This is a genomic window from Klebsiella sp. CB_Kp196 (assembly GCF_040061575.1).
In the GTDB taxonomy this organism is placed as follows: Bacteria; Pseudomonadota; Gammaproteobacteria; order Enterobacterales; family Enterobacteriaceae; genus Klebsiella; species Klebsiella michiganensis.
In genome coordinates this window covers 14,028-37,533 of record NZ_JBEAFH010000071.1, presented here as the reverse complement: position 1 = coordinate 37,533, position 23,506 = coordinate 14,028, and the positions used below count along the sequence as shown (strand labels likewise).

Here is a 23,506-nt window from a genome sequence, read left to right as displayed (position 1 = left end):
AATTCCCCGGAGGCGATGCTGCGCATCTGTCCGGGCTACCGGCCCGCAGACGGCGATGAACCTGTAGCCCGGGCAAGGCGCGTCAAGCGCCGCCCCCGGGAGCAGAGCGCAGCGTGGCTGAATTCCCCGGTGGCAGCGCGAAAAAGGTGAGGGCTACACCCGCCACTCGCTCCTTTCTTCACCGTTCACCAGCAGCCTGCGTTTTTCCCCCGCCGGCAACGACACCTTCAGCGCTTTCCACGCCGGACGATAATCGCCGCGCGCGTTCACCTTCAGGTTGATGCTGGCGCTATCGCAAACCATTTCCCATTCTACCCACAGCGCATGGCCATTCTGATAGCCCCAGCTTTCGCCATCATCTTCAAACAGCAGGCCGCGACGGGTCCCCACGCCCTTCAGCGGGAACAGCTTCAGCTCGCGGCAATCGTCTTTTTGCGCATCGACGTGGCGGATACGCTCGCTCAGCGGCAGGCCTGCTCCGGCGCGAACCAGCAGCGGCAGTTTTTCCAGCGGCGCATCAAGGACGATCCACTGACCTCCCGCGAACCACTGGTGGCTATCAAAGTCGTACCAGCCGTCCTGATTGGCCGGCAGCCAGACGCGGCGCTGACGCGCGCCGGGTTCGACGACGCTGGCGACCAGCAGATCGCGACCCAGCAGGAAGTCGTCGCATTCGGCAAACGTCTGCGGATCGTGTTCGTGATCGAGGAAGGTCGGACGCAGCATCGGTTCATCGTCGGCGTGAGCCTGCCACAGCAGCGTATAGAGATACGGCAGCAGACGATAGCGCAGCTCAATGGCTGAACGGATAGCCGGCGTGACTTCCGGGTACATCCAGGCTTCGTTGACCGTCTGGTCGTCATTCCACGAGTGAATGGTAAAGCGCGGATGCATAACGCCGTTTTGTACCCAGCGTACGAACAGCTCCGGGTCCGGTTTATCGCCAGAGAAGCCGCCAACATCGTGGCCGACATTGAACAGCCCGGAGAGGCTCATTCCCAGCCCCATGCGGGTGTTATAGCGCAGCGTATCCCAGTTGGTACGGTTATCGCCGCTCCAGGTCTGGACGTAGCGCTGCATCCCGGCGCAGCCGGAGCGAGAGATCAGGTACGGTCGTTTGTGCGGCGCAAAGCGCTGCTGAGCCTCCAGAGACGCGCGCATCATCAGCAGCGGCATGACCGGGCGAATATGTTTAATGGCAATTTCCTCGCCAAACCCGTAACAGCGGGCTTCGCCGTCCCAGACTTCATACTCGTTATTATCGTTCCACGTGGAGTCGATACCCATCTCCAGCAGCTGGGTTGTCACGCCTTCCTGCCACCAGGCGACGGTCTGCGGGTTGGTAAAGTCAAGGTGCGACCCTTCGTCATCCCAGAAGCTGGAGCGCTCGGGAGCATCCGCCTGTGAATCGCGGATAAAAAGCCCGCGCTCCGCGACCTCGTTATAGCGCGGATGGTCCTGCAGCAGGCAGGGCTTAATATTGGCGGCGAGCTTCAGTCCGGCATCGTGGAAGGCCTGGCTCATCACCTTCGGCTGCGGCACCTTATCGTTGTTCCAGTTAAAGACGTAGCGCTTGCCGTCAATCGAGGTATAGCCGGAAGAGAGCTGGAACGAATCGCACGGAATGGCGTGTTCATCACACAGGCGGATGAAGTTCATCAGCTGGTTTTGCGCATCCGGCGCGTCGGTGTAGTGCATCGTCGAACCGCTGTAGCCGAGACTCCATTTCGGTCCGAACAGCGTTTTGCCGGTCAGGCGTACGAATGCTTTGGTGATATCCAGTACCCGTTTGCCGGAAAAAAGATAGTAATCGATGTCGCCGGCTTCCGCCTGCCAGCGGCGATAGGCGGTATGGTAATTATCGATTTCGTTGCCGAGATCCAGCCAGCAGCTGCTCAGGTTGTCGTAAAACAGACCGTAGCTGACATCGCTACGCTGCGCGATGGTAAACGGAATATGTTTGTACAGCGGGTCGGTGCTCGCCGCGTTATAGCCCATGGCGTCGAGGTTACGCATCTCATAGCGCTTCCCGTTACGCTGCAGATCGCCGGCTTTTTCGCCCAGACCGTAGAAGCGTTCGTCTTTGCGTCGGCTCAGGTAGTGGGCAACGCCGTCGCCGTGGGCATTCGCCAGGTAGGCGCTGGTGGGGCGGTCGTTAACCAGCGGCTGCCACTCGCCGGCCTCATCGCGATAGCTCCATTCCAGCCACAGCGGCTGGTGGACGGTGACGCGCAGCTGGTCGGTGGCGATGCTCAGGGTATCGCTATGCTCCGTGAGCTGCCAGGCGGGGAGGCTAAAGCCGCTCAAATCTTCGCGCGGGCGTCCTTCCCACGGCACGTCCTGCTGGGGAGCGATACTCCAGGTGCGATCCAGCGCCAGCTGGCCGTGCCGCTTTAGCAGCACGCGGAACATATTCTCTTCCAGCACGTACAGACACAGGGTGTGCTGGCCGTCTACGATCAGCTCAACGTGGTGGTCCAGCCGTTGGTGCAAAGTCCAGTTTTTCAAAGTCTTCATTTTTTACATCCACTCTCAGGCGCGTTTTGCGCGACGTTCAGCAATAAATGCCACCAGGAATACCGCGCCAATCAGGTCAAAGAACCCCATGGCGATAAATAGCGGGTTGAAGCCGATTTTGTCGGCGGTGACGCCAATCAACAGCGAGAACAGAAAGCTGGCGATCCAGGCGGCGGAGCCGCGCATCCCGTTCACGGTCGCCATCTGTCCTTTATCGAACGACTCCACCACCAGCGCGCTGAGCATGCAGGAGATGATCTGGTGGCCGAAGCCGCCTATCGAAATCAGCACGATGGTGATATAGGGATCGCGGGTGATCGCCACGGTGGCGAGCGAAATCATCAGGAAGGCGCCGGTGACGGAGCTGGCGACCACCGAGTTCACCCGCGAACAGCCGAACCAGCGGGTATATAGTTTGGTCAGATAGCCGCTGGCGACGCTGCCGAGGTCGGCCGCCAGAAACGGCAGCCAGGCAAACATGGCGATTTGTTTTAAATCCATGCCGTGCTCTTTCGCCAGGTAGAGCGGTACCCAGAAGCTCAGCACCGCCCAGGCAGGCTCAGCCATAAAGGCCGGAATGGCGATACCGTAGAAGCGCTTGTTTTTCGATACGGTTTTCAGCGCGGTAAAGAAGGGCAGTTTGACCGGTGGCGCTTCATTGTCCTGCTGGATCAGCGCCAGCTCAGCTTTACCCAGGTTAGGGTGTTTTTCCGGGTTATGATAGAACGCCCACCACAGCACGACCCACAGCAGCGCCAGCGCGCCGGTGAACATGAATGCCCCCTGCCAGCCGAACGAAGCGTGTGCGAAGTAGATAATCGGCGGCGCCAGCATGGCGCCCACGGAGAAGCCGACGCCCGCCCAGCCTGCCGCGATCGGCCGCTCGGATTTTGGAAACCACTCACCCAGCGTTTTGGCGTTGGCTGGCGTCGCCGCCGCCTCAGCGCCGCCCATGAAAAAGCGCAGAATCGCCAGGTGCAGCCAGCTCCCCGCCCCGGCATGGGCGATGCAGGCGATGGCCCACAGGGTGGCGCAGATCATAAAGCCGAGCTTGAGGCCAATAACGTCGATAAGCCAGCCGCAGAGCGGCTGGAAAATGGTGTACGCCAGCTGAAAAGCGCCGACTATCCATGAGTACTGTTCAGTGGTAATACCCAGGGAGGTTTTTAGTTCCGGGGCGATAATCCCCAACGAATTACGCGTGATGTAGTTAACGGTGACGCCGAGTAAAAACAGCACCAGCATCCACCAGCGCAGGTTCTTCACTATGCGGCGCGATTTACTGACCGCCATATCATTATTGAGGCCTTGGCTCATAGAACTCTCCACGAGACATGTAGTAGGGAAAATTGACCAACCCGCTTGCTGAGTTGTCGCTAAAATTTTCTATTTCGTTGTTTGTTAAGGTTGATGTCTCGACACTATTGGTTGACTAATCTCAAAGGTGTTGGACCAATTCAGGCTAAGGGAGAATGCGAGCGGGCAATAGCGACAATTCTGCAAATATTTTCATGGGACGATCCAGATCGCAGTATGACATCGCCAAATCGCTTAAAAATATTCACATTCTCAATATGAAAATTTTTTCATGAGCAAAGTAGAGCGCGATCACAAAATGGACAAAAAGCTGAAAGTGAGCGAAATCGCGGCGCGTACCGGGCTGTCGGTGAGCACGGTATCGCGGGTGCTGGCGGGAAAAGCAAATACCAGCGCCAGGGCTCGCCAGAGGGTACTGGATTGCGCCCGCGAGCTGGGCGTGATGGAGGGTATCGCCGCCGGGCGAATGCTGCTCAATAATCTGGTGGTCTTTGCCCCTCAGCGCGCTTTCGATGAACGCACGGATATTTACTACTATCGGGTGATTCAAAGCATCAATAGCGCCCTTATGCCGCATGAGGTACACCTGCGCTATTGCGCGCTGGAAGAGAACGACAGCGATGCCAATTTGTTTTTGCAGCGCATGCATGAAGCATCGACCCAGGCCGCGATTTTACTGGGTATCGACGATCCGCATATTCACGATCTGGCGGCCGATCTGGCGAAGCCCTGCGTGATGATTAACTGCCACGACGCGGGAATGCGTTTACCCTCCGTGGCGCCGGATCATCGGCTGATCGGCCAGTTCGCCGCCCGGTATCTATTTGAGATGGGGCATCAGGCGATCATGAACGTGATGTGCCTGCGCCGCTATACCATGGAGCTGCGTCTGCTGGGCATTAAGCAGGCGTGGCGGGCGCGTAATCTCCGTTTCGTTGACGGCAGGGATTTACTCGCTGTGGCCAACTTCAGCGCCAGGGATACCGAGGAAAAAGTCGGGGAGTGGCTGGATCAGCGCGGCGATGGCCCGCTGCCGACGGCATTTCTGGTGGGCGGTGATTTTATGGCGGCAGGCACGATCGCCGCATTACAAAAACGCGGTTTGCGCGTCCCGCAGGATGTTTCCGTCATGAGCATCGACGGCTTTAACCTGGCGGCGATCCAGGATGTACCGCTAACCGCCGTCCACGTCCCACGCGATGAATTAGGGGCCGAAGCGGTACATCTATTACAGCAGAGACTGATCCGTCCCGATGCGCCGCACGGCGCGTTACTCCTGCATGGGACGCTGGCAGTACGCGATTCGGTACGGCGGATACGCGCCGGTAACCGCCGTACCGCCGTTGAAGCGAAGGGGCTATATGATGATTAATTCGCCATCCCCAACGCGCGCTTACCGTGGATATTTAAGTCATCCAGCGTAAAGCGGCCTTCCCAGTCGCTTTCATAATCCTCGCGGGGGAAATCTCCCGGCGAAGCGCCGCGCGCCAGCGCCGCTTTGACCTTCTGCGCGTAGGCGAGGTTTTTCTCGCACATTGGCGCGGCGGGAATATACATCACGTTGCCCCAGCCCTGCTGATTTTCCACCGGCGCGACCGAGTGGATCACGTCGCAGTGCCACCATACCGAATCGCCCGCATTCAGCGCCGGAATAGAGCTTAAGGCTTTGATCAGCAGCGGGTGCCATTTTTCCGAAATCGGCAGCACCTTGCCCGGCGCGACGCCGCACAGCTCATCTTCCGGGACATCATCGAGCAGCGGACGCAGCAGCACGTAAGCCATCGCTTCCGGGATCGGCACCACGTGCAGCAGGCCCTGATCGGGGATCATATCGGAGAGCGCGGTCCACCCCTGGAAGGTGCGGAACACCGAGCATTTGGTGGTGTTGTCGACCGTATACTCTTCGACTTCGGTGCGGTGTGCCGCGTCCCACGGGTCGTAAGCATCAATGTTGCCGTTAAACACGTCGGCAAACACTTTCTGATAGGCCGGCAGCAGCCAGCGCTCCAGGGCGCCGGAATCGGTATGCGCCCCCAGTCCTTTCGAGGTGGTTCCCGGCGGGCGGCGGCGAATGCGGTCCGGGTAAATGACGCTTACGTCCGGGTCGAACCACTGCTTGCCGTCGCGGTTAAAGGTCCACAGACGGTTGAGGAACGACTGCACGGCGGCCATTTCATCGCTCTGTCGCGCCTGCATCTGCGCCTGGGACCAGTAAATCGGATAGATTTCCGGGCGCGAAGCTTCCAGCGACCCGAAAAAGGTATCGCCGGGACCTTTATAAACGTCATCGAAATGGTTGCGGTCGAGATACTCGAGCATTGCGTTGTCCCACGCCAGCGCCTGTTCGCGAGAAAAATGGCCCTTGATAACGGCGCAGCCGCGACGTTTGATGAGCTCGCGCTGGGCTTCCGTGACCTGGCCCCGGGCAATATCGGCGAACGGGAGCGTCGGCCAGACGTCCTGACCGCTGGCCTTAAGGGCGTCAATCTCTTCCAGACGCGCGGCGATACGTGCCGTCAGCCGATCGAACACCGCCTGCACGTCGCCAATTTGCGCCCGAAGCTCCTGTTTAATCCGGCGGATGGCCGCTTTGGGGTCGGCGGGTAAAGTTTCACAGGTATGGGTAACAGCCATAATGACCTCTCATCTTTCATTCGAAAGTAATATATCTTACATATGATAATTTAAGTTAAAATTAAGTTAATGCAAGTTTAAAATTATGCGGAGGTGCACAAAACGGGAAGCCGGGGCGGTAAACCCCGGGTGTGGCGTTACTCGTTGAACGGGGCGGTGTGGTCGAGGACGGCCTGAATGACGTTCAGCGCGCCGTCGTGGTTGTTATCATCGGTGGCAAAACGCGACACCGCCTTGATGCTTTCGGCGGCGTTGGCCATCGCGAAAGAGTATTTCACCAGCTTGAGCATTTCCGTATCGTTAGCGCTGTCGCCAATGGCTACGCAGGCCTGCGGCGAGATGTTCCAGCGCTTCAGCAGGCGGCTGATGCCGTTAGCTTTATGCAGGCCGGGGATAATCAAATCGACGAAGCCGAAGCCGCTGGTGACCGGCTTCATGATGCCGTCCAGCGAGACGTGCAGTTTGTCGATAAGCTGCGGGATTTCGCTATCCGGCAGGTTCAGGGAAAACTTAAACAGCGTGTCGTCGATGTCATGATAGCTGCTAATGCGCTGCAGGCGATGGTAGTGCTTTGACATCAGGGTGACGAACGCCTCGGGCGCGCGCTCGCTGACGTAAGCGCTCTCGAGGCCGCAGGCGACGAAGTTGAGCTGCGGGTCTTTCAGCAGTTCGCCAATCACCACCTGGGATTCATGACGGGTGAGTTCGCCGTGGAACAGCTGTTGACCGCGTTCGTAAACCAGCGCGCCGTTCTCGGCAACAAAGGAGATTTGGTCGCGGATTTCCGGGAAAAAAGAGATCAGCTGGTAGTACTGGTTGCCGCTGGCGACAACGAATTCAATACCCTGCTGCTGGAGTTGCGCGAACTGCGCAAGAAAACGCGAGCGGTCATACTGCTTGGCGTCATTGAGAAAAGTTCCGTCCATATCGGTGACGATAACTTTAACGGTCATAACACATGCTCCTGGCTTAACTTCGACCAGTAACATTCTAATTACAATGTGATGGGGAGCACAAATTTATTTCGAATGAAAGTTTGCGTTCACCTCTGTGCAGCATAAAACCCCGGATTGCGGCGTAAACGCCTTACCCGGGCTACCGGCCCGCAAACGGCTTCGAACCTGTAGCCCGGCTAAGCGTAGCGCAAGCCGGGGGATGTGACTTACAGCGTATGCTCGGTACGGGCGATAATATCGTCCTGAGCATCCGGCGACAGGGCGGTAAAGAACGCCGAGTAACCGGCCACGCGGACCACTAAATCACGATACTGGTCTGGGTGTTTCTTCGCTTCCAGCAGCGTCTCGCGCGACACGATGTTGTACTGAATATGCCAGCCTTTGTGCACCTCGAAGAAGGTGCGCAGCAGCACCATCAGTTTCTGCTTATCCGACGCGTTCTCCAGCGTGGCCGGGTTCAGCTTCTGGTTAAGCAGTACGCCGCCGAGGATTGAGCCGGTCGGCAGTTTACCCACCGAGCTGATTACCGCTGTCGGCCCGAGATGGTCGGTACCGGAGGCCGGGCTGGCCCCTTCCGCCAGTGGCGAGTGCGCTTTACGGCCATCCGGCGTCGCCATGGTCTGCGCGCCAAACGGCACGTTGGCGGAGATGGACGAGGTGCCGGCGTAGTAGTTGCCGCCGATCGGGCCGCGACCGTAGCGCGGGTTATGATACAGCTTCAGCTCGTCGATATAGGTCTGGTAGGCGCGAGCCAGCAGCATATCCACGCTGTCTTCATCGTTACCGTATTTCGGCGCGCCGTTGATTAAGCGCTGGCGCAGCTGCTCGTGGGTCAGGCCTTCGAAGTCTTCAGCCAGCGCCTTTGCCAGCTCCTGCTGACCAATAACGCCCTGATCGAACACCAGCTTCTTCACCGCCGCCAGGCTGTTGCCGAGGTTAGCGATGCCGACCTGCAGACCGGAAACCCAGTCATACTTCGCGCCGCCCTGCTTGATGCTCTTCGCGCGCTCGATGCAGTCATCGACCAGCGCCGAGCAGAGAATATCGTGCACGTTCTCTTCCAGCATGGTGTCGACCACGTACTCAATCTCGATAGATTTGCGCGTGTAGTAGCGGATCTGCGTATCCCAGTCGGCCAGAACCTGTTCAAAGTTGTCGAAGTTGCCTTTTGACAGCGCATGTTCCTGCGGCAGGAAAACCTGGCCGCTGGTGGCGTCGCGGCCGCCTTCCAGGGTTGCCAGCATGACGCGGGCGAAGTTGATAAAGCTCATCCCGGTGCAGCGATAGCCCCATTTACCGCCGACGGCGGTTTCGATGCAGCCGATAGCGGCATAGTCGTACGCGTCCTGCGGCTCAATCCCCAGCTTGATAAATTCCGGGATGACGATTTCATCGTTGTTGAACGCCGGCATGCCGAAGCCGCAGCGGATCACCTGCACGCAGGCGTCGAGGAAGTCGTTGCTCATGCCCGCGTGATAGCGCACGCTGAGGTTAGGCTGAGTCGAACGCAGCCGACCGCAGGATTCCAGGATGGCGTAGGAGAGCGGGTTCACCGCGTCCTGCGCGTTGCCGTCAACCAGATTTTGGCCGCCGATGGTGACGTTCTGGTACAGCGGGCTACCGGCGGAAGCCTTAGAGTGCGAGCCGGAGCGAATTTTGTTCACTTCCAGCAGCTTCAGCCAGCAGCAGTGCAGCAGCTCAATGGCGTGTTCGCGATCCAATGATTGCGCCAGCTCAACGTCGCGGCGATAGTAAGGGTAGAGATACTGGTCCATACGGCCGAAAGAGACCGAGTGACCGTTGGATTCGATCTGCAGAATCAGCTGGATGAAATAGCACAGCTGCAGCGCCTGCCAGAAGGTTTTCGGCGGCTCGTGGGCGATAATATCGCAGTTTTCGGCTATCGCCAGCAGCTCGTCGCGGCGGGATTCGCGGCTCTCCGTCGCGGCCATATTGCGCGCCAGCCCGGCATAGCGCTTACAGTGGTCGCTGACCGCTTCCAGCACGATATCAATGGCTTTAAGGAACTGCTCGCCGTGCAGATCTTCCAGCACTGTCAGGTTAATGCGCGAACGGCGCTCGGCGACTTTCGCCCGCATGCCGTCGAGGCCTTTTTCCAGCAGCAGCGGATAGTTAACCGCAAGGTGAGCGTCGCCGGAGGTCATATTGCCTTCGGCTTTGATAATGCCGGTCGCCAGCAGCGCTTTTTGCTCGTCGGTAAACATGCCGTAGCAGCGATCCTGTACGGTTTGACCGCGCCACCACGGGCACACTTCATGGAGCACGCGTTTGTTCTCTTCGCTAACGGCAAACCCGGCGCCGGGGCGATCGGCGAGGTCGTCGATCTCTTTTTCGATCCAGCTAACGGTGTATTCCGGGAAGATAGGCGCCGCGCGAACTTCGCTGGCCTGGTTGCCGACGATCAGTTCATCGTGCTTAATCCAGATCGTGCGTTCCGCCAGGTGATGAGCCAGCGCCAGCGCGCGGCGTACCGGGATCGGCTTATCCAGGTGCTGCTGATAGGCTTCGGTATAGTGCAGGGCGCGCTCGGTACAAACCGGCGGCTTAACGATATGCACCAGCGCCATTTTATGCGCCTGAATGCGCGGGCTCAGAGTATCCAGTTTCAACGTTGTCATAAGGTTATCCTCGTAGAGTCGCCGTTAAACCTTTGCTCTGAGCATAGCGCTGCGCGAAGGCGAGCAGCTCGGGTGCAGCAAGCGGTTTATCCGGAGCGGTATAGGGCTGACTGAGTAATTGGTATTTATTCATGCCTAAGGTGTGGTAAGGCAGGAAGTGGATCTCGCCAACCTGTAAACGGTCAGCGGCAAAATTGGTAATGGCGGCAATATCGCTTTCGTTGGCGTTAAAGCCCTGGATCAGCGGCACGCGAATGATGATTTTCTTTCCGGCCTGCGCGACGCGCTGCAGGTTATCCAGCACCCGGCGGGCGCTGCCGTCCGTCCACTGCTGAAAAATCGCTTCGTTGACGTGCTTGAGGTCGGCGAGAAACAGGTCGATAAACGGCAAAGCGGGTTCGACGTATTTCCACGGCACGTGCAGGCAGGTTTCGACCGCGGTGTGGATCCCCGCGTTGTGGCTGGCCTCAAACAGCTGTCGGGCCAGTTCGGGATTCATAAACGGCTCGCCGCCGGAAAGCGTGACGCCGCCGCCGCTGCGGTCGTAAAACGGTTTGTCGCGCAGCACCGTGGCCATAATCTCTTCGACGCTTTTCTCTTCGCCGCACACGGTTAATGCCGTGGTCGGGCAGCAGTCGCGCAATTTGCCGATATGCGCATCGGTGAGCTTTTCGCGGTGGATAATCAGACCGTCCAGCTTGCGGGTAATCACCTCCGGCGCAGCCTGCTGGCAGAGGTCGCAGCCGTCCAGGCAAAGGCGGGCGTCATACAGCAAATCCGCCGTGCGGGCGCGGCTTTCCGGATTCTGGCACCAGCGGCAGCCCAGCGAACACCCTTTCAGGAAGACAACAGTGCGGATCCCCGGGCCGTCATGGGTTGAATAACGCTGAATGTTGAAGATCATGATTCACCCTCTTATTTGCATATGAAGATTAAATTACTTTCGAATGAAAGTTGTATTGATATAAATCAACAAGCAGAAAGAGGAAGGAGAATGAAGGTTAAAATGCCGCTGCGGGTCACAAAACATCCGGCGACAGTGCCGCCGGAAAAGGGTCAGGGCGTACCGCACACCTCGCAGTGAGGGTTACGCGGCAGCTTCATTTCGCGGAACTGGCAGCGCATGGCGTCGTACATGACGATTTTGCCGGTCGCCGGGCTGCCGTAGCGGGCCAGCAGCTTAATCGCCTCCATCGCCTGTAGCGAACCAATGGTGCCAACCAGCGGCGCCATGACGCCGGCTTCGACGCAGGTGAGGGCGTTTTCGCCAAACAGGCGGCTCAGGCAGCGGTAGCAGGGTTCATCTTCCTGATACGTAAAGACGCTGATTTGCCCTTCCATGCGAATCGCCGCGCCGGAGACCAGCGGCGTTTTATGGCGGAAACATCCGGCGTTGAGCTGGTTACGGATCGCGACGTTGTCGGTACAGTCGAGCACCAGATCGTGGGCGGCGATTTGCGCCGCCAGCGCCTCGTCTTCCAACCGCGCGTTGAGCGCCGTGAGCTGAACGTGGGGATTAATCCGCGCCAGCGCGGCGCGGGCGGAGTCGACCTTCGGCTGGCCGATGGTGTCGTCGCTGTGCAGCGTCTGGCGCTGAAGGTTGGAGAGCGAGACGGTGTCGAAATCGAGCAGGGTTAGCTGGCCCACGCCTGCCGCCGCCAGATACTGCGCGGCGGCGCAGCCCAGCCCGCCGAGGCCGACGACCAGCACGCGGGAGGCTTTCAGCTGCTCCTGACCGTCAAAATCGAAATCGCGGAGAATAATCTGCCGGTTATAGCGCAGCATCTCCGCATCGCTCAGCTCCACGCCCATTACAGCCCTCCGAACAGATGATTAAACGGCTCGACTTCCACCCATTCGCCCGCTTCCACGTTGCCGCGCTCGCGTTCGAGAACGATAAAGCAGTTGCCGAGGCTGAATGAACTGAAGATATGCGAGCCCTGGTGACCGGTGCTGCTAACCACCAGCTCGCCGTCGGGACCGCGCTGCAGCACGCCGCGCTGAAAATCGAGGCGGCCCGGCGATTTCTTCAGGCCGGAGGCGGCGCGAACGCGCAGGCGCATCGGCTGAGCTTGCCCGACGTTGCCGGACAGCTTCGCCAGCAGCGGCTGAACCAATTGGTAGAAGGTCAGCGTTGCGGAAACCGGGTTGCCGGGCAGGCCGCAGAACCAGCTGTGGTTGAGCTTGCCGAAAGCGAAAGGTTTACCCGGCTTAATCGCCAGCTTCCAGAAGCCGATTTCCCCCAGCTCTTCGAGGATCGCTTTGGTGTAGTCCGCCTCGCCGACGGAAACGCCGCCGGAGCTAATCACCACGTCGGCCTGCTGGTCAGCCTGAATAAAGGCTTCGCGCAGTTTAGCCGGGTCGTCGGGAATAATGCCGAGGTTAATGACCTCGCAGCCCAGCTCCTGCAGCATCAGGTGCACCGCCAGGCGGTTGGTATCGTAAATTTGCCCGTCGGCCAGCGGCTGGCCCGGCAGCTGGAGCTCATCGCCGGTGGAGAAGACTGCCACCCGCACTTTACGCACCACCTCAACCTCGGCAATCCCCAGCGAGGCGATGACCGGCAGCTCGGCGGCGGTCAGGCGGGTACCTGCGGGGAAGACGACCGCGCCGTGGGCGATGTCTTCGCCAAGACGACGAATATTCTGCCCGTTTTTCACCGGGGCGAGGAAGCGGATACCCTCATCGGTTTGTTCGGCCTGCTCCTGCATCACCACCGCGTCGCAGCCTTCCGGCACCGGCGCGCCGGTCATAATGCGGATACAGGTGCCCGCGGGCCAGACGCCGTCAAAGGGTTGACCGGCGAAGGCCTTGCCGGCCACCGGCAGCGCTGCGCCCGCGGTGAGATCCGCCAGGCGCACGGCGTAGCCGTCCATCGCCGAGTTATCAAAACCGGGAACGTTAAGCGGCGAAACGAGATCATGGGCGGTCACGCGCGAAAAGGCCTGCAACAGCGGTACGGTATCCGTCGCATTCAGCGGCGTAATACGAGTGAGCATCTGGGTCAGGGCTGTGTCGAGCGGCATCAGTCCGGCGGTAAAATCCATGGGTTTCTCCTGCGGGCAAACATCGAAAACGCCTATTATACCTTAAATAATTCGAGTTGCAGGCAGGCGGCGACGTAGGGAATCCCCGGGAGCTTACTTCAGTAAGTGACTGGGGTGAGCGAGGAAGCCAACGCACATGCAACTTGAAGTATGACGGGTATATGGCAGAAAAGAGAGGCGGGCTATATCCCACCTGGGTACAAGCTTTACATCACCGTCCGCTCTTTCTATATTCAAAAATTGTATAGGACAGTCAGCACGATAATGATATTTATACACTTTATCGTTAAGGAATGGCGCAATGGGTAAGGCGGTTATAGCAATTCACGGCGGGGCCGGGGCGATTAGCCGCGCGCAGATGACGCCGGCGCGCGAGCGGGAGTACGTGGCGGCGCTGTCGGCGATTGTCGATAGTGGACAAAAAATGCTGGCTGCCGGGGCCAGCGCGCTGGATACGGTCACCGAAGCGGTCCGGCTGCTGGAGGAGTGCCCGTTATTTAACGCCGGTATTGGCTCGGTATTTACCCGCGATACCCGCCATGAGCTCGATGCCTGCGTGATGGATGGTTACAGCTTACAGGCGGGGGCCGTGGCCGGGGTTCAGCATTTACGCAATCCGGTGCTGGCGGCGCGTCTGGTGCTGGAGCAAAGCCCGCACGTGCTGTTGATTGGCGAGGGGGCGGAAGCGTTTGCCGCTTCCCGCGGTATGGCGCGGGTCGATAACAGCCTGTTTTCGACTCCCGAGCGTTTGCTGCAGCTGCGTCAGGCGCAGGAGGGCGACGATATCGTGCTCGATCATCACGCCGCGCCGCTGGATGAACGGCACAAAATGGGCACCGTCGGCGCGGTCGCGATGGATCTGGCGGGCAACCTCGCGGCGGCGACCTCCACCGGCGGCATGACCAATAAGCTACCGGGACGCGTCGGCGACAGCCCGCTGCCCGGTGCGGGCTGCTATGCCAATAACGCCAGCGTCGCCGTTTCCTGTACCGGTACCGGCGAAGTGTTTATACGTACGCTCGCGGCCTACGATATTTCGGCGCTGATGGAGTATAGCCAGCTCAGCCTGCAGGAGGCCTGCGAAAGGGTGGTGATGGAGAAACTTCCGGCGCTGGGCGGCAGCGGCGGCCTGATCGCCATCGACAGAGAAGGCAACGTGGCGCTGCCGTTTAATAGCGAAGGCATGTACCGGGCCTGGTGTTATGCGGGCGATACGCCCACGATTGGTATTTATCGCGAATAAGAGGAAAGGGCGTTGCCGCATAGTCAAGAAATCGATGCCGATGATGTTCTGCAGGTGCGCGGCCTGAACGTCGTGTTCAATCAGCAGCAGCAGGCTTTTTCCGCCGTCCGCGACCTGTCGTTTACCCTGCGGCGCGGCGAGACGCTGGCGATTGTCGGCGAGTCCGGCTCCGGGAAGTCGGTGACGTCCCTGGCGCTGATGCGCCTGCTCGACCAGGCGGTCAGCGAAGTGCGCAGCGATGCGCTGCTGCTGCGTCGTCGCAGCCGGCAGGTGATTGAGCTGAGCGAACAGTCTGAAACCGAGATGCGCGGCGTGCGCGGCGCGGATATGGCGATGATCTTCCAGGAGCCGATGACGTCGCTGAATCCGGTCTTCACCATCGGTGAACAGATTGCCGAATCTATCCGCTTACACCAGGGCCTGAAGCATGATGAGGCCCTGCGCGAAGCGAAGAAAATGCTCGATCAGGTGCGCATTCCGGAAGCGGAAGCCATGCTCTCGCGCTATCCGCATCAGCTTTCCGGCGGGATGCGTCAGCGGGTGATGATCGCCATGGCGCTCTCCTGCCGACCGGCTGTGCTGATTGCCGATGAACCGACCACCGCGCTGGACGTGACTATTCAGGCGCAGATTTTACAGCTGATTGCCGTCCTGCAAAAAGAGATGGCGATGGGCGTTATCTTTATTACCCACGATATGGGGGTGGTCGCCGATATCGCCGACCGCGTGCTGGTGATGTATCGCGGCGAAGCGGTGGAAACCGGCAGCGTGGAAGAGATTTTCCGCGCGCCGAAGCACCCGTATACTCAGGCGCTGCTGGCCGCGGTGCCGCGGCTGGGGGCAATGCGCGGCACTTCGCTGCCGCGCCTCTTCCCGCTGTTAAACCAGAGCCCGTCGCCGGAGGGGCAGAACACCGTTGTGCCCGGGGAACCGATCCTGAAAGTTCGCGATCTGGTGGCGCGCTTCCCGCTGCGTAGCGGCATTCTCAACCGCATTACCCGCGAGGTGCATGCGGTCGAAAAGGTCAGCTTTGATTTATGGCCCGGCGAAACCCTGAGCCTGGTGGGGGAGTCCGGCTGCGGTAAATCAACGACCGGCCGGGCGCTGCTGCGGCTGGTGGAAACTCAGGGCGGCAGCATCACCTTCAACGGCCAGCGGATTGATACGCTGACGGGCAGTAAGCTTCAGGCGCTGCGCCGCGATATCCAGTTTATCTTTCAGGACCCCTACGCTTCCCTCGACCCACGGCAAACGGTGGGCTATTCGATTATGGAACCGCTGCGCGTGCATCGGCTGCTGGAGGGCGATGCCGCTCGTGAGCGGGTCAGCTGGCTGCTGGAACGCGTCGGGCTGGAGCCGGAGCATGCGTGGCGCTATCCGCACGAGTTTTCCGGCGGCCAGCGGCAGCGCATCTGTATTGCCCGCGCGCTGGCGCTCAATCCGAAAGTGGTGATTGCCGATGAGTCGGTATCGGCGCTTGATGTGTCGATTCGCGCGCAAATTATCAATCTGATGCTCGATCTACAGCGTGAGATGGGTATCGCATTTCTGTTTATCTCCCATGACATGGCGGTGGTTGAGCGCATCAGCCACCGCGTGGCGGTGATGTATCGCGGGCGCATTGTCGAGATCGGCCCGCGCCGCGCCGTGTTTGAAAACCCGCAGCACCCCTATACCCGTAAACTGATGGCCGCCGTTCCGGTGGCCGATCCTGCGCATCGTCGTCCGCAGCGCGTGCTGCTCTCAGACGAGCTGCCGGGCAACATCTTCAAGCGGGGCGAAGAGGGGATCAGTACGCCGTTACAGCAGGTGGGACCGGGGCACTTTGTCGCCAGAGAGCCCGCCGCCGACGTGCTGGCGCGCTAACAACGACACCAATAATGCAGCATTTCAGGAGAACAACATGACTCAACGCGTTTCAGGCAAATGGCTGTTGGCGCTGGGCGTCGCTTCGGCGCTGACAGCGGCTCCGGCCTTTGCCGCAAAAGATGTGGTGGTGGCGGTCGGCTCTAACTTTACGACCCTCGACCCGTATGATGCTAACGACACGCTGTCGCAGGCCGTCGCGAAGTCCTTCTATCAGGGGCTGTTCGGCCTTGATAAAGAGATGAAATTGCAAAACGTGCTGGCGGAAAGCTATACCGTTTCCCCGGACGGCCTGGTGTATACCATTAAGCTGCATCCGGGGGTGAAGTTCCAGGACGGAACCGAGTTCAATGCCGAAGCGGTTAAAGCGAACCTCGATCGCGCCAGCAATCCGGAAAATCATCTCAAACGCTATAACCTGTATAAAAATATCGCCAGCACCGAGGCGGTTGACCCGACAACGGTGAAAATTACTCTCAAACAGCCTTTCTCGGCGTTTATCAATATCCTGGCCCACCCGGCGACGGCGATGATTTCTCCGGCGGCGCTGAAGAAATATGGTAAAGAGATTGGTTTCCATCCGGTTGGCACCGGCCCGTACCAGCTCGACACCTGGAATCAGACCGACTTCGTTAAAGTGAAGAAGTTCGCCGGTTACTGGCAGCCGGGGCTGCCGAAGCTGGACTCCATCACCTGGCGTCCGGTCGTGGATAACAATACCCGCGCGGCGATGCTGCAGACCGGCGAAGCGCAGTTTGCGTTCCCGATCCCTTACGAGCAGGCGCCGCTGCTGGCGAAAAACAGCAAGCTGGAGCTGGTGGCCAGCCCGTCGATCATGCAGCGCTATATCAGCATGAACGTGACGCAGAAGCCGTTTGATAACCCCAAAGTGCGCGAGGCGATTAACTACGCCATTAACCGTCAGGCGCTGGTAAAAGTCGCCTTTGCGGGCTATGCCACCCCGGCGACCGGCGTGGTGCCGCCGTCAATTGCCTACGCTGAAAGCTACAGCGCCTGGCCGTACGATCCGGCGAAGGCCCGCGAGCTGCTGAAAGAGGCGGGCTATCCGAATGGATTTAGCACCACGCTGTGGTCGTCGCACAACCACAGCACGGCGCAGAAAGTGCTGCAATTTACCCAGCAGCAGCTGGCGCAGGTGGGCATTAAGGCGCAGCTGACGGCGATGGATGCGGGCCAGCGCGCGGCGGAAGTGGAAGGTAAGGGGCAGAAAGAGAGCGGCGTACGCATGTTCTATACCGGCTGGTCGGCGTCGACCGGAGAAGCGGACTGGGCGCTGTCGCCGCTGTTCGCGTCGCAGAACTGGCCGCCGACCTTGTTCAATACGGCTTTCTATAGCAATCCCCAGGTGGATAAAGACCTCAACGACGCGCTGAAAACCACCGATGCGCAGGAAAAAACGCGGCTGTATAAAGACGCGCAGGATACCATCTGGAAAGAGTCGCCGTGGGTGCCGCTGGTGGTAGAGAAACTGGTCTCGGCGCACAGTAAAAATCTGACCGGATTCTATATCCAGCCGGATACCGGATTTAGCTTTGAACAGGCGGATCTTAAGTAGATAGCTGCGGGTCCCCGGGCGCAGGCTGCGGGGACTTCGCGCAAGGAGAAGCATGCTCAATTATGTGATTAAACGCCTGCTGGGGCTGATCCCCACGCTGCTGATTGTGGCGGTGCTGGTGTTTCTGTTCGTGCATATGCTGCCCGGGGACCCGGCGCGGCTGATTGCCGGGCCGGAAGCCGATGCTCAGGTGGTGGGAATGGTGCGCCAGCAGCTGGGGCTCGATCGGCCGCTGCACGTGCAGTTCTGGCACTATATCAGCAATATTGTGCAGGGGGATTTCGGTACCTCGATGGCCTCGCGTCGCCCGGTAAGCAGCGAAATCGCCAGCCGTTTCATGCCCACGTTCTGGTTAACGCTCGCCAGCATGAGCTGGGCGGTGATCTTCGGTATGGCGGCGGGGATCGTGGCGGCAGTCTGGCGCAACCGCTGGCCGGATCGCCTGGGAATGGCGCTGGCGGTAACCGGCATCTCGTTCCCGGCGTTCGCGCTCGGCATGCTGCTGATGCAGGTCTTTTCCGTTGAGCTGGGCTGGCTGCCGACGGTGGGTGCCGACAGCTGGCGCCACTATATTCTGCCTTCGCTGACCCTGGGCGCGGCGGTGGCGGCGGTGATGGCGCGCTTTACCCGCGCCTCGTTCGTCGATGTCCTGCATGAAGATTACATGCGTACCGCGCGGGCAAAAGGCGTCAGCGAAACGCTGGTGGTGCTCAAGCACGGCCTGCGCAACGCGATGATCCCGGTGGTGACCATGATGGGGCTGCAGTTCGGCTTTTTGCTCGGCGGTTCAATCGTGGTGGAGAAGGTCTTTAACTGGCCAGGCCTCGGGCGTCTGCTGGTGGACTCGGTGGAGATGCGCGACTATCCGGTGATTCAGGCGGAAGTTCTCCTGTTTTCGCTGGAGTTTATTCTTATTAATTTAGTGGTGGACGTGCTGTATGCCGCCATTAATCCGGCTATCAGGTACAAGTAAGGTGCGATTGCTCAACTGGAGAAGACAAGCGGCTATCAACGCGATGCCGGGGATTAAACCCGGGCAGATACGTACCCCGTGGCACGAGTTCTGGCGGCGGTTTCGCGGTCAGCCGGTGGCGATGGGAGCGGGGGTATTTGTTCTGCTGCTGATTGCGGTGGCGATTGTGGCGCCGTGGATTGCGCCGTTCGACGCGGAAAACTATTTTGATTACGACCGGCTCAACGACGGACCGTCAATGATGCACTGGTTCGGCGTTGATTCGCTGGGGCGGGATATCTTTAGTCGGGTGCTGGTCGGCGCGCAGATCTCGCTGGCCGCCGGGGTACTGGCGGTATTCATCGGCGCGGCCATCGGCACCGTACTTGGGCTACTGGCCGGGTATTACGAAGGCTGGTGGGATCGCATCATTATGCGTATCTGCGACGTGCTGTTCGCTTTCCCGGGGATTTTGCTGGCAATTGCGGTCGTGGCGGTAATGGGGAGCGGGATGTCGAACGTCATCATCGCGGTGGCGATCTTTTCGATCCCGGCCTTTGCGCGTCTGGTGCGCGGCAATACCCTGGTGCTTAAGCAGCAGACCTTTATTGAGTCGGCGCGCAGCATCGGCGCCAGCGATGCTACCATCCTGTTTAATCATATATTGCCCGGAACGGTATCATCGATTGTGGTCTACTTTACGATGCGTATCGGGGTGTCGATTATCTCCGCTGCCAGCCTGTCATTTCTGGGGCTTGGCGCGCAGCCGCCGACGCCGGAGTGGGGGGCGATGCTCAACGAGGCGCGGGCGGATATGGTGATGGCGCCGCACGTGGCGCTGTTCCCGGCAATCGCGATTTTTCTGACGGTGCTGGCGTTTAACCTGCTGGGTGACGGCCTGCGCGATGCGCTGGATCCGAGGATAAAAGGGTAGCGTTCGAGGATTGTGCAGCCCGGACAGGTGTCCGGGAAAGCACACCGCACGTTAATCCTGTGCGGTTTTGTCGCCCGGATAAGGCGCGCGAGCGCCGCCATCCGGGATAGGTTAAGCGGGCGGAATTAAACCCGGCTGCCCCACAGATCGTATTCGTCGGCGTGTTCGACTTTCACCCGCACAATGTCGCCCGGTTTGACTTTACTCTCACCGTTCAGGTAGACCGCGCCGTCGATTTCCGGCGCATCGGCCATGCTGCGGCCAATTGCCCCTTCTTCATCCACTTCGTCGATCAGCACCATAATTTCACGACCGACTTTCTCCTGCAGGCGCTCGGCGGAGATCTGCTGCTGCAGCTGCATAAAGCGGTTCCAGCGCTCTTCTTTCACCTCTTCCGGCACCTGATCCGCCAGCTCGTTGGCGGTCGCGCCTTCAACCGGGCTGTACTTGAAGCAGCCGACGCGGTCGAGGCGAGCTTCTTTCAGGAAGTCGAGCAGCATCTGGAAATCGTCTTCCGTTTCACCCGGGAAGCCGACGATAAAGGTCGAGCGCAGGGTGAGTTCCGGGCAGACTTCGCGCCACTGCTTGATGCGCGCCAGCTGGCGGTCGGCGGAGCCCGGACGCTTCATCATCTTGAGAATACGCGGGCTGGCGTGCTGCAGCGGAATATCGAGGTAGGGCAGAATTTTGCCTTCCGCCATCAGCGGGATCACATCATCGACGTGCGGGTACGGATAGACGTAGTGCAGGCGCACCCAGATACCGAGCTTCGCCAGCTCTTCGCACAGGCTAACCATACTGGTTTTGACCGGCATACCGTTGTGGAAACCGCTGCGATGTTTGACATCAACGCCGTAGGCGGAGGTGTCCTGAGAGATCACCAGCAGCTCTTTGACGCCGGCGTCGGCCAGGCGTTTGGCTTCCGCCAGCACTTCGCCAATCGGACGGCTGACCAGATCGCCGCGCATTGACGGGATGATGCAGAAGGTGCAGCGATGGTTGCAGCCTTCGGAAATTTTTAAGTAAGCGTAATGACGCGGCGTCAGCTTCACGCCCTGTTCCGGCACCAGGCTGAGGAACGGGTTGTGTTTAGGCTTCGGCGCGTAGTGGTGGACGTGTTCCAGCACCTGTTCATAGCTGTGCGGGCCGGTAATTTCCAGCACCTTCGGATGCACTTCGCGGATCTGATCTTCTTTTGCGCCCAGGCAGCCGGTGACGATCACTTTGCCGTTTTCTTTCAACGCTTCGCCAATCGCTTCCAGCGACTCCTGCACGGCGCTATCGATAAAGCCGCAGGTGTTAACGATAACCATATCAGCGTTATCGTAGGAGGGAACCACGTCATATCCTTCGGTACGCAGTTCAGTCAGGATACGTTCTGAGTCCACGAGGTTTTTCGGGCAGCCCAGAGAGACAAAGCCGATCTTCGGCTGAGGGGTGACATTGCTCATAGCTTAAAAAGTGTTCAATTATTGGGATGGTCAGGGCAGGGATTCTACAGAGATCGGCGGAAAGTTTATACTCCTTTTCTTGTTAGCCTGGCGATGTCCGTGTTTCTTTTTATCGGGATGATTATCCAGATTGTTAATCAAAATAAGGGAGTTATTCACCTTTTATCTTGCAACCCGGGGAAGTCGGTTTAGATCTGGTTTAACCTGAAGCGGTAAAATAGCCGCTGCTTTCAGTCTTTATTTTTATCAGGTTTCCCATGTTTAAAAAGTTGGGTGGTTTCGTCTGCGCGCTGGCAATGACTGGCGCGACGCCCGTTTATGCCAACGAGATGGCGTTATATTCGGTCAATACCGGTTCCTTTGTTTATCATATGACCGGCAATCACGGTCAATATAACGAAAAATTCAATAACCAATTTTTTTCCGTTGAGCGCAAGCTGTCAGCGGATTCAAAGTACAGCCTGTTGGCCGGCACCATGAAGAATAGCTTTGCCGACCGCTGCCTCTCTTTAGGAGCGAGGAGAGACTGGTACGCGGGGGCAAGCGGCTGGACGTTCAAGGGCGTCTATGCCTATACCGGCGAGTTTTTCTTTAAAGCCTTTCGCGATTGCGGGGATTCAGGCACCTATCGAACGGCGAAGAAAATCACCGGCGTCGGTTTCTCTCCCTATATTTATCATGGCCTGCAGTACAATTTTACCGATTATTTCGGCGTGGAAACGGGCATTATCGTCCCGGCCATATTTGTGATGAGCGTGCAGTGGAGCTTCCGCTAATTCGCCCGAAAAAGGCTTCCGGGCGAATTTTAATTAATGGCTTTGCGCAACGCCAGCGCCTGGCGCAGCCCCCGGCGCGGTCGGTTCTCTATTGTCGCGCAGCGTAAATATCGAGATCAGCGTAAACAGCCCGGCGATGCCGCCCAGAATATAATAGGTATGCGCGAAGCCGATGGTGTCGTACAAATACCCGGCCAGCGGCGAGTAAATCGCGGTGGCGATGGAGGCGACGAACAGCACCAGCAGGTAGACCGTCGAGGAGAGCTTGTTGTCGAAGTTGGCGGCGATAAATTTAAACACCGACACCAGAATCAGCGGTTTTTCCAGCGCATGCATCATTTTGACCGCGCCGATCCACACCGGGCCCAGCGGAATCGCGGAGCCGACGATACGCACCGACATGATCAGTCCGGCGATGATCAGTGCCCATTTCGCGCCGGTGCGGTTTACGAACCACGGCATCAGGCATAAAAACAGCGTCTCGCCGCATACCTGAATGGAGGCCAAAATGCCGTACCAGCGATTGCCTTCTTCCGGCGTCGGGAACTGCAGAGAAAAGTACTGGGCAAACTGCTGATCGTAGGTGTCGTAGATTTGCGTGACGAACAGGGTAAAGATCAGCAGCATCCAGAACTGGCCGTTCTTCGCCAGCTCCAGGGCATGCGAAACTTTCAGCGCGCTGGTTTTCTGCATTTCCGCTTCGGTCAGCTCGATTTTGGTCAGCATAAAACAGAGCGCGGCAATCACAATGGCGATACTCGCCAGCCAGAAGGCGAGGTTCGGATTGCTGTCGATATACTTGCCGACAATCCACGCGGCGGCGGCCCAGCCTAACGATCCCCACATTCTTACCCGGCCATATTCGAACTGGTAGCGCCGCGAAATTTTATCAATATACGAATCAATCACCCCGCAGCCGGAGTTAAAAATTATTCCCAGGTATACTCCGCCAAGCAGCGCACCCAGCCAGAAGCTGTGCACCAGCAGCGGCGCGTACAAATAAATAAAGAACGGGCCTACCGGTAGCAGCATGGCGACCAGGATCCAGATCAGCCGCTTTTTCAGGCCGAACTTATCGGAAATAAAGCCGAAGAAGGGCTGCATCAGCAGGGCAATAAAGGCGTTGACCGAGTAGAGCAGGCCGGTTTTCGTTGCGCTAATCCCGAGGTGCTGAGTCGTCCAGATCACAAAGAACGCCATGGTCGAGGACCAGGCGAAGAGATAGAGGAAATCGAAAAGACTCAACAAGATATAGTTTCTTTTGCCGGGCGTCATCATTTCAGTTCCTTCAAGCGATAGAGATAAAGGTTACAAACAGGATCGATATGCCTGCCGTTCTTATTGAATGTTATACGTAATACATTTTATTTGATGATATGACACCTGGCGGCATTTTCTGGCAACGTGAATTGCGCTAATTTGTGATCATTACTGCAATAAATGATTTTATATCCTACGGTTTGAATTTTTACTTTTATGAGAACGTATAACATTTGTGGCTTTCAAGAGATGATGTCGCAGGTGGGGATTTTAAGCTTCGTTGTAACATTGTAAAGGATGTTAATGACCTGAGAATTATTGATCTGCCTCATCGTTTT

Annotated in this window: 17 protein-coding genes; 7 read left to right on the top strand and 10 right to left on the bottom strand. The window is 58.5% G+C overall.

What is annotated here, in order from left to right; genetic code table 11:
* Nucleotides 1–153 precede the first annotated feature (153 nt).
* Together ABLU87_RS25145 and ABLU87_RS25140 are read right to left on the bottom strand one after the other, a co-directional pair.
* Nucleotides 154–2,517 (bottom strand): glycoside hydrolase family 31 protein, encoded by a 2,364-nt coding sequence (locus tag ABLU87_RS25145; RefSeq protein ID WP_025108088.1) that lies wholly within the window; start codon nucleotides 2,515–2,517, stop codon nucleotides 154–156.
* A gap of 15 nt (nucleotides 2,518–2,532) precedes the next feature.
* Nucleotides 2,533–3,834: an MFS transporter gene (locus ABLU87_RS25140; protein ID WP_004849139.1), complete on the bottom strand. Its 1,302-nt coding sequence runs from the start codon at nucleotides 3,832–3,834 to the stop codon at nucleotides 2,533–2,535.
* Between the two features lie 271 nt (nucleotides 3,835–4,105).
* Here ABLU87_RS25140 and ABLU87_RS25135 point away from each other — a divergent pair, with 271 nt between their 5' ends.
* Nucleotides 4,106–5,206 (top strand): LacI family DNA-binding transcriptional regulator, encoded by a 1,101-nt coding sequence (locus ABLU87_RS25135; RefSeq protein WP_183129335.1) that lies wholly within the window; start codon nucleotides 4,106–4,108, stop codon nucleotides 5,204–5,206.
* Here the strand turns inward: ABLU87_RS25135 and ABLU87_RS25130 are convergent.
* The 6 genes from ABLU87_RS25130 to moeA all read right to left on the bottom strand — a co-directional run bounded on the left by ABLU87_RS25130 (nucleotide 5,203) and on the right by moeA (nucleotide 13,110).
* Complete coding sequence (locus tag ABLU87_RS25130; RefSeq protein WP_122117306.1) at nucleotides 5,203–6,468, bottom strand: DUF1479 domain-containing protein; 1,266 nt, start codon at nucleotides 6,466–6,468, stop codon at nucleotides 5,203–5,205. The genes ABLU87_RS25135 and ABLU87_RS25130 overlap by 4 nt on opposite strands.
* A gap of 137 nt (nucleotides 6,469–6,605) precedes the next feature.
* Complete coding sequence (locus ABLU87_RS25125; RefSeq protein WP_032718688.1) at nucleotides 6,606–7,421, bottom strand: Cof-type HAD-IIB family hydrolase; 816 nt, start codon at nucleotides 7,419–7,421, stop codon at nucleotides 6,606–6,608.
* A 209-nt stretch (nucleotides 7,422–7,630) separates the two neighbouring features.
* Nucleotides 7,631–10,063 (bottom strand): formate C-acetyltransferase/glycerol dehydratase family glycyl radical enzyme, encoded by a 2,433-nt coding sequence (locus ABLU87_RS25120; protein ID WP_064379215.1) that lies wholly within the window; start codon nucleotides 10,061–10,063, stop codon nucleotides 7,631–7,633.
* A 4-nt stretch (nucleotides 10,064–10,067) separates the two neighbouring features.
* Entirely contained in the window at nucleotides 10,068–10,967 is a 900-nt protein-coding gene (locus ABLU87_RS25115) for a glycyl-radical enzyme activating protein (protein ID WP_122117305.1), read from the bottom strand.
* 152 nt (nucleotides 10,968–11,119) lie between these two features.
* Entirely contained in the window at nucleotides 11,120–11,875 is a 756-nt protein-coding gene (gene moeB, locus ABLU87_RS25110) for a molybdopterin-synthase adenylyltransferase MoeB (RefSeq protein ID WP_116280907.1), read from the bottom strand.
* A complete protein-coding gene (moeA, locus tag ABLU87_RS25105) occupies nucleotides 11,875–13,110 on the bottom strand; it encodes a molybdopterin molybdotransferase MoeA (protein WP_025108082.1) in 1,236 nt (411 codons plus the stop codon). The genes moeB and moeA overlap by 1 nt, the downstream gene beginning before the upstream one ends.
* Nucleotides 13,111–13,411: 301 nt before the next feature.
* Here moeA and iaaA point away from each other — a divergent pair, with 301 nt between their 5' ends.
* The 5 genes from iaaA to gsiD are packed head-to-tail and all read left to right on the top strand — an operon-like array spanning nucleotide 13,412 to nucleotide 19,681.
* Entirely contained in the window at nucleotides 13,412–14,353 is a 942-nt protein-coding gene (gene iaaA, locus ABLU87_RS25100; RefSeq protein ID WP_048261110.1) for a beta-aspartyl-peptidase, read from the top strand.
* A 12-nt stretch (nucleotides 14,354–14,365) separates the two neighbouring features.
* On the top strand, nucleotides 14,366–16,219 hold the full coding sequence (gene gsiA / locus ABLU87_RS25095) for a glutathione ABC transporter ATP-binding protein GsiA (RefSeq protein ID WP_103815515.1): 1,854 nt from the start codon (nucleotides 14,366–14,368) through the stop codon (nucleotides 16,217–16,219).
* Between the two features lie 37 nt (nucleotides 16,220–16,256).
* Nucleotides 16,257–17,795 (top strand): glutathione ABC transporter substrate-binding protein GsiB, encoded by a 1,539-nt coding sequence (gsiB, locus tag ABLU87_RS25090; protein ID WP_004849160.1) that lies wholly within the window; start codon nucleotides 16,257–16,259, stop codon nucleotides 17,793–17,795.
* Nucleotides 17,796–17,847: 52 nt separating this feature from the next.
* Nucleotides 17,848–18,768, top strand: coding sequence for a glutathione ABC transporter permease GsiC (gene gsiC, locus ABLU87_RS25085; RefSeq protein ID WP_009653824.1), 921 nt, complete (start codon nucleotides 17,848–17,850; stop codon nucleotides 18,766–18,768).
* Nucleotide 18,769: 1 nt separating this feature from the next.
* Nucleotides 18,770–19,681: a glutathione ABC transporter permease GsiD gene (gene gsiD / locus ABLU87_RS25080; protein ID WP_009653837.1), complete on the top strand. Its 912-nt coding sequence runs from the start codon at nucleotides 18,770–18,772 to the stop codon at nucleotides 19,679–19,681.
* A 125-nt stretch (nucleotides 19,682–19,806) separates the two neighbouring features.
* Here the strand turns inward: gsiD and rimO are convergent, their stop codons facing one another.
* Nucleotides 19,807–21,132 (bottom strand): 30S ribosomal protein S12 methylthiotransferase RimO, encoded by a 1,326-nt coding sequence (rimO, locus tag ABLU87_RS25075; protein ID WP_064379229.1) that lies wholly within the window; start codon nucleotides 21,130–21,132, stop codon nucleotides 19,807–19,809.
* 296 nt (nucleotides 21,133–21,428) lie between these two features.
* On the opposite strand from rimO, the gene ABLU87_RS25070 reads away from it, so the two are divergent.
* On the top strand, nucleotides 21,429–21,908 hold the full coding sequence (locus ABLU87_RS25070; RefSeq protein WP_046877865.1) for a hypothetical protein: 480 nt from the start codon (nucleotides 21,429–21,431) through the stop codon (nucleotides 21,906–21,908).
* Between the two features lie 33 nt (nucleotides 21,909–21,941).
* Here the strand turns inward: ABLU87_RS25070 and ABLU87_RS25065 are convergent, their stop codons facing one another.
* On the bottom strand, nucleotides 21,942–23,183 hold the full coding sequence (locus ABLU87_RS25065) for an oligosaccharide MFS transporter (RefSeq protein ID WP_122117308.1): 1,242 nt from the start codon (nucleotides 23,181–23,183) through the stop codon (nucleotides 21,942–21,944).
* Between the last annotated feature and the right edge of the window lie 323 nt (nucleotides 23,184–23,506).

What these genes read in the sequence shown, in the direction of transcription:
- gsiB (WP_004849160.1), top strand. Translation starts at nt 16,257, where the DNA reads ATGACTCAACGCGTTTCAGGCAAATGGCTGTTGGCGCTGGGCGTCGCT.
- ABLU87_RS25130 (WP_122117306.1), bottom strand. Translation starts at nt 6,468, where the DNA reads ATGGCTGTTACCCATACCTGTGAAACTTTACCCGCCGACCCCAAAGCG.
- ABLU87_RS25140 (WP_004849139.1), bottom strand. Translation starts at nt 3,834, where the DNA reads ATGAGCCAAGGCCTCAATAATGATATGGCGGTCAGTAAATCGCGCCGC.
- iaaA (WP_048261110.1), top strand. Translation starts at nt 13,412, where the DNA reads ATGGGTAAGGCGGTTATAGCAATTCACGGCGGGGCCGGGGCGATTAGC.
- ABLU87_RS25065 (WP_122117308.1), bottom strand. Translation starts at nt 23,183, where the DNA reads ATGACGCCCGGCAAAAGAAACTATATCTTGTTGAGTCTTTTCGATTTC.
- ABLU87_RS25070 (WP_046877865.1), top strand. Translation starts at nt 21,429, where the DNA reads ATGACTGGCGCGACGCCCGTTTATGCCAACGAGATGGCGTTATATTCG.
- ABLU87_RS25120 (WP_064379215.1), bottom strand. Translation starts at nt 10,063, where the DNA reads ATGACAACGTTGAAACTGGATACTCTGAGCCCGCGCATTCAGGCGCAT.
- rimO (WP_064379229.1), bottom strand. Translation starts at nt 21,132, where the DNA reads ATGAGCAATGTCACCCCTCAGCCGAAGATCGGCTTTGTCTCTCTGGGC.
- ABLU87_RS25135 (WP_183129335.1), top strand. Translation starts at nt 4,106, where the DNA reads ATGAGCAAAGTAGAGCGCGATCACAAAATGGACAAAAAGCTGAAAGTG.
- ABLU87_RS25145 (WP_025108088.1), bottom strand. Translation starts at nt 2,517, where the DNA reads ATGAAGACTTTGAAAAACTGGACTTTGCACCAACGGCTGGACCACCAC.
- moeB (WP_116280907.1), bottom strand. Translation starts at nt 11,875, where the DNA reads ATGGGCGTGGAGCTGAGCGATGCGGAGATGCTGCGCTATAACCGGCAG.
- moeA (WP_025108082.1), bottom strand. Translation starts at nt 13,110, where the DNA reads ATGGATTTTACCGCCGGACTGATGCCGCTCGACACAGCCCTGACCCAG.
- gsiC (WP_009653824.1), top strand. Translation starts at nt 17,848, where the DNA reads ATGCTCAATTATGTGATTAAACGCCTGCTGGGGCTGATCCCCACGCTG.
- ABLU87_RS25125 (WP_032718688.1), bottom strand. Translation starts at nt 7,421, where the DNA reads ATGACCGTTAAAGTTATCGTCACCGATATGGACGGAACTTTTCTCAAT.
- ABLU87_RS25115 (WP_122117305.1), bottom strand. Translation starts at nt 10,967, where the DNA reads ATGATCTTCAACATTCAGCGTTATTCAACCCATGACGGCCCGGGGATC.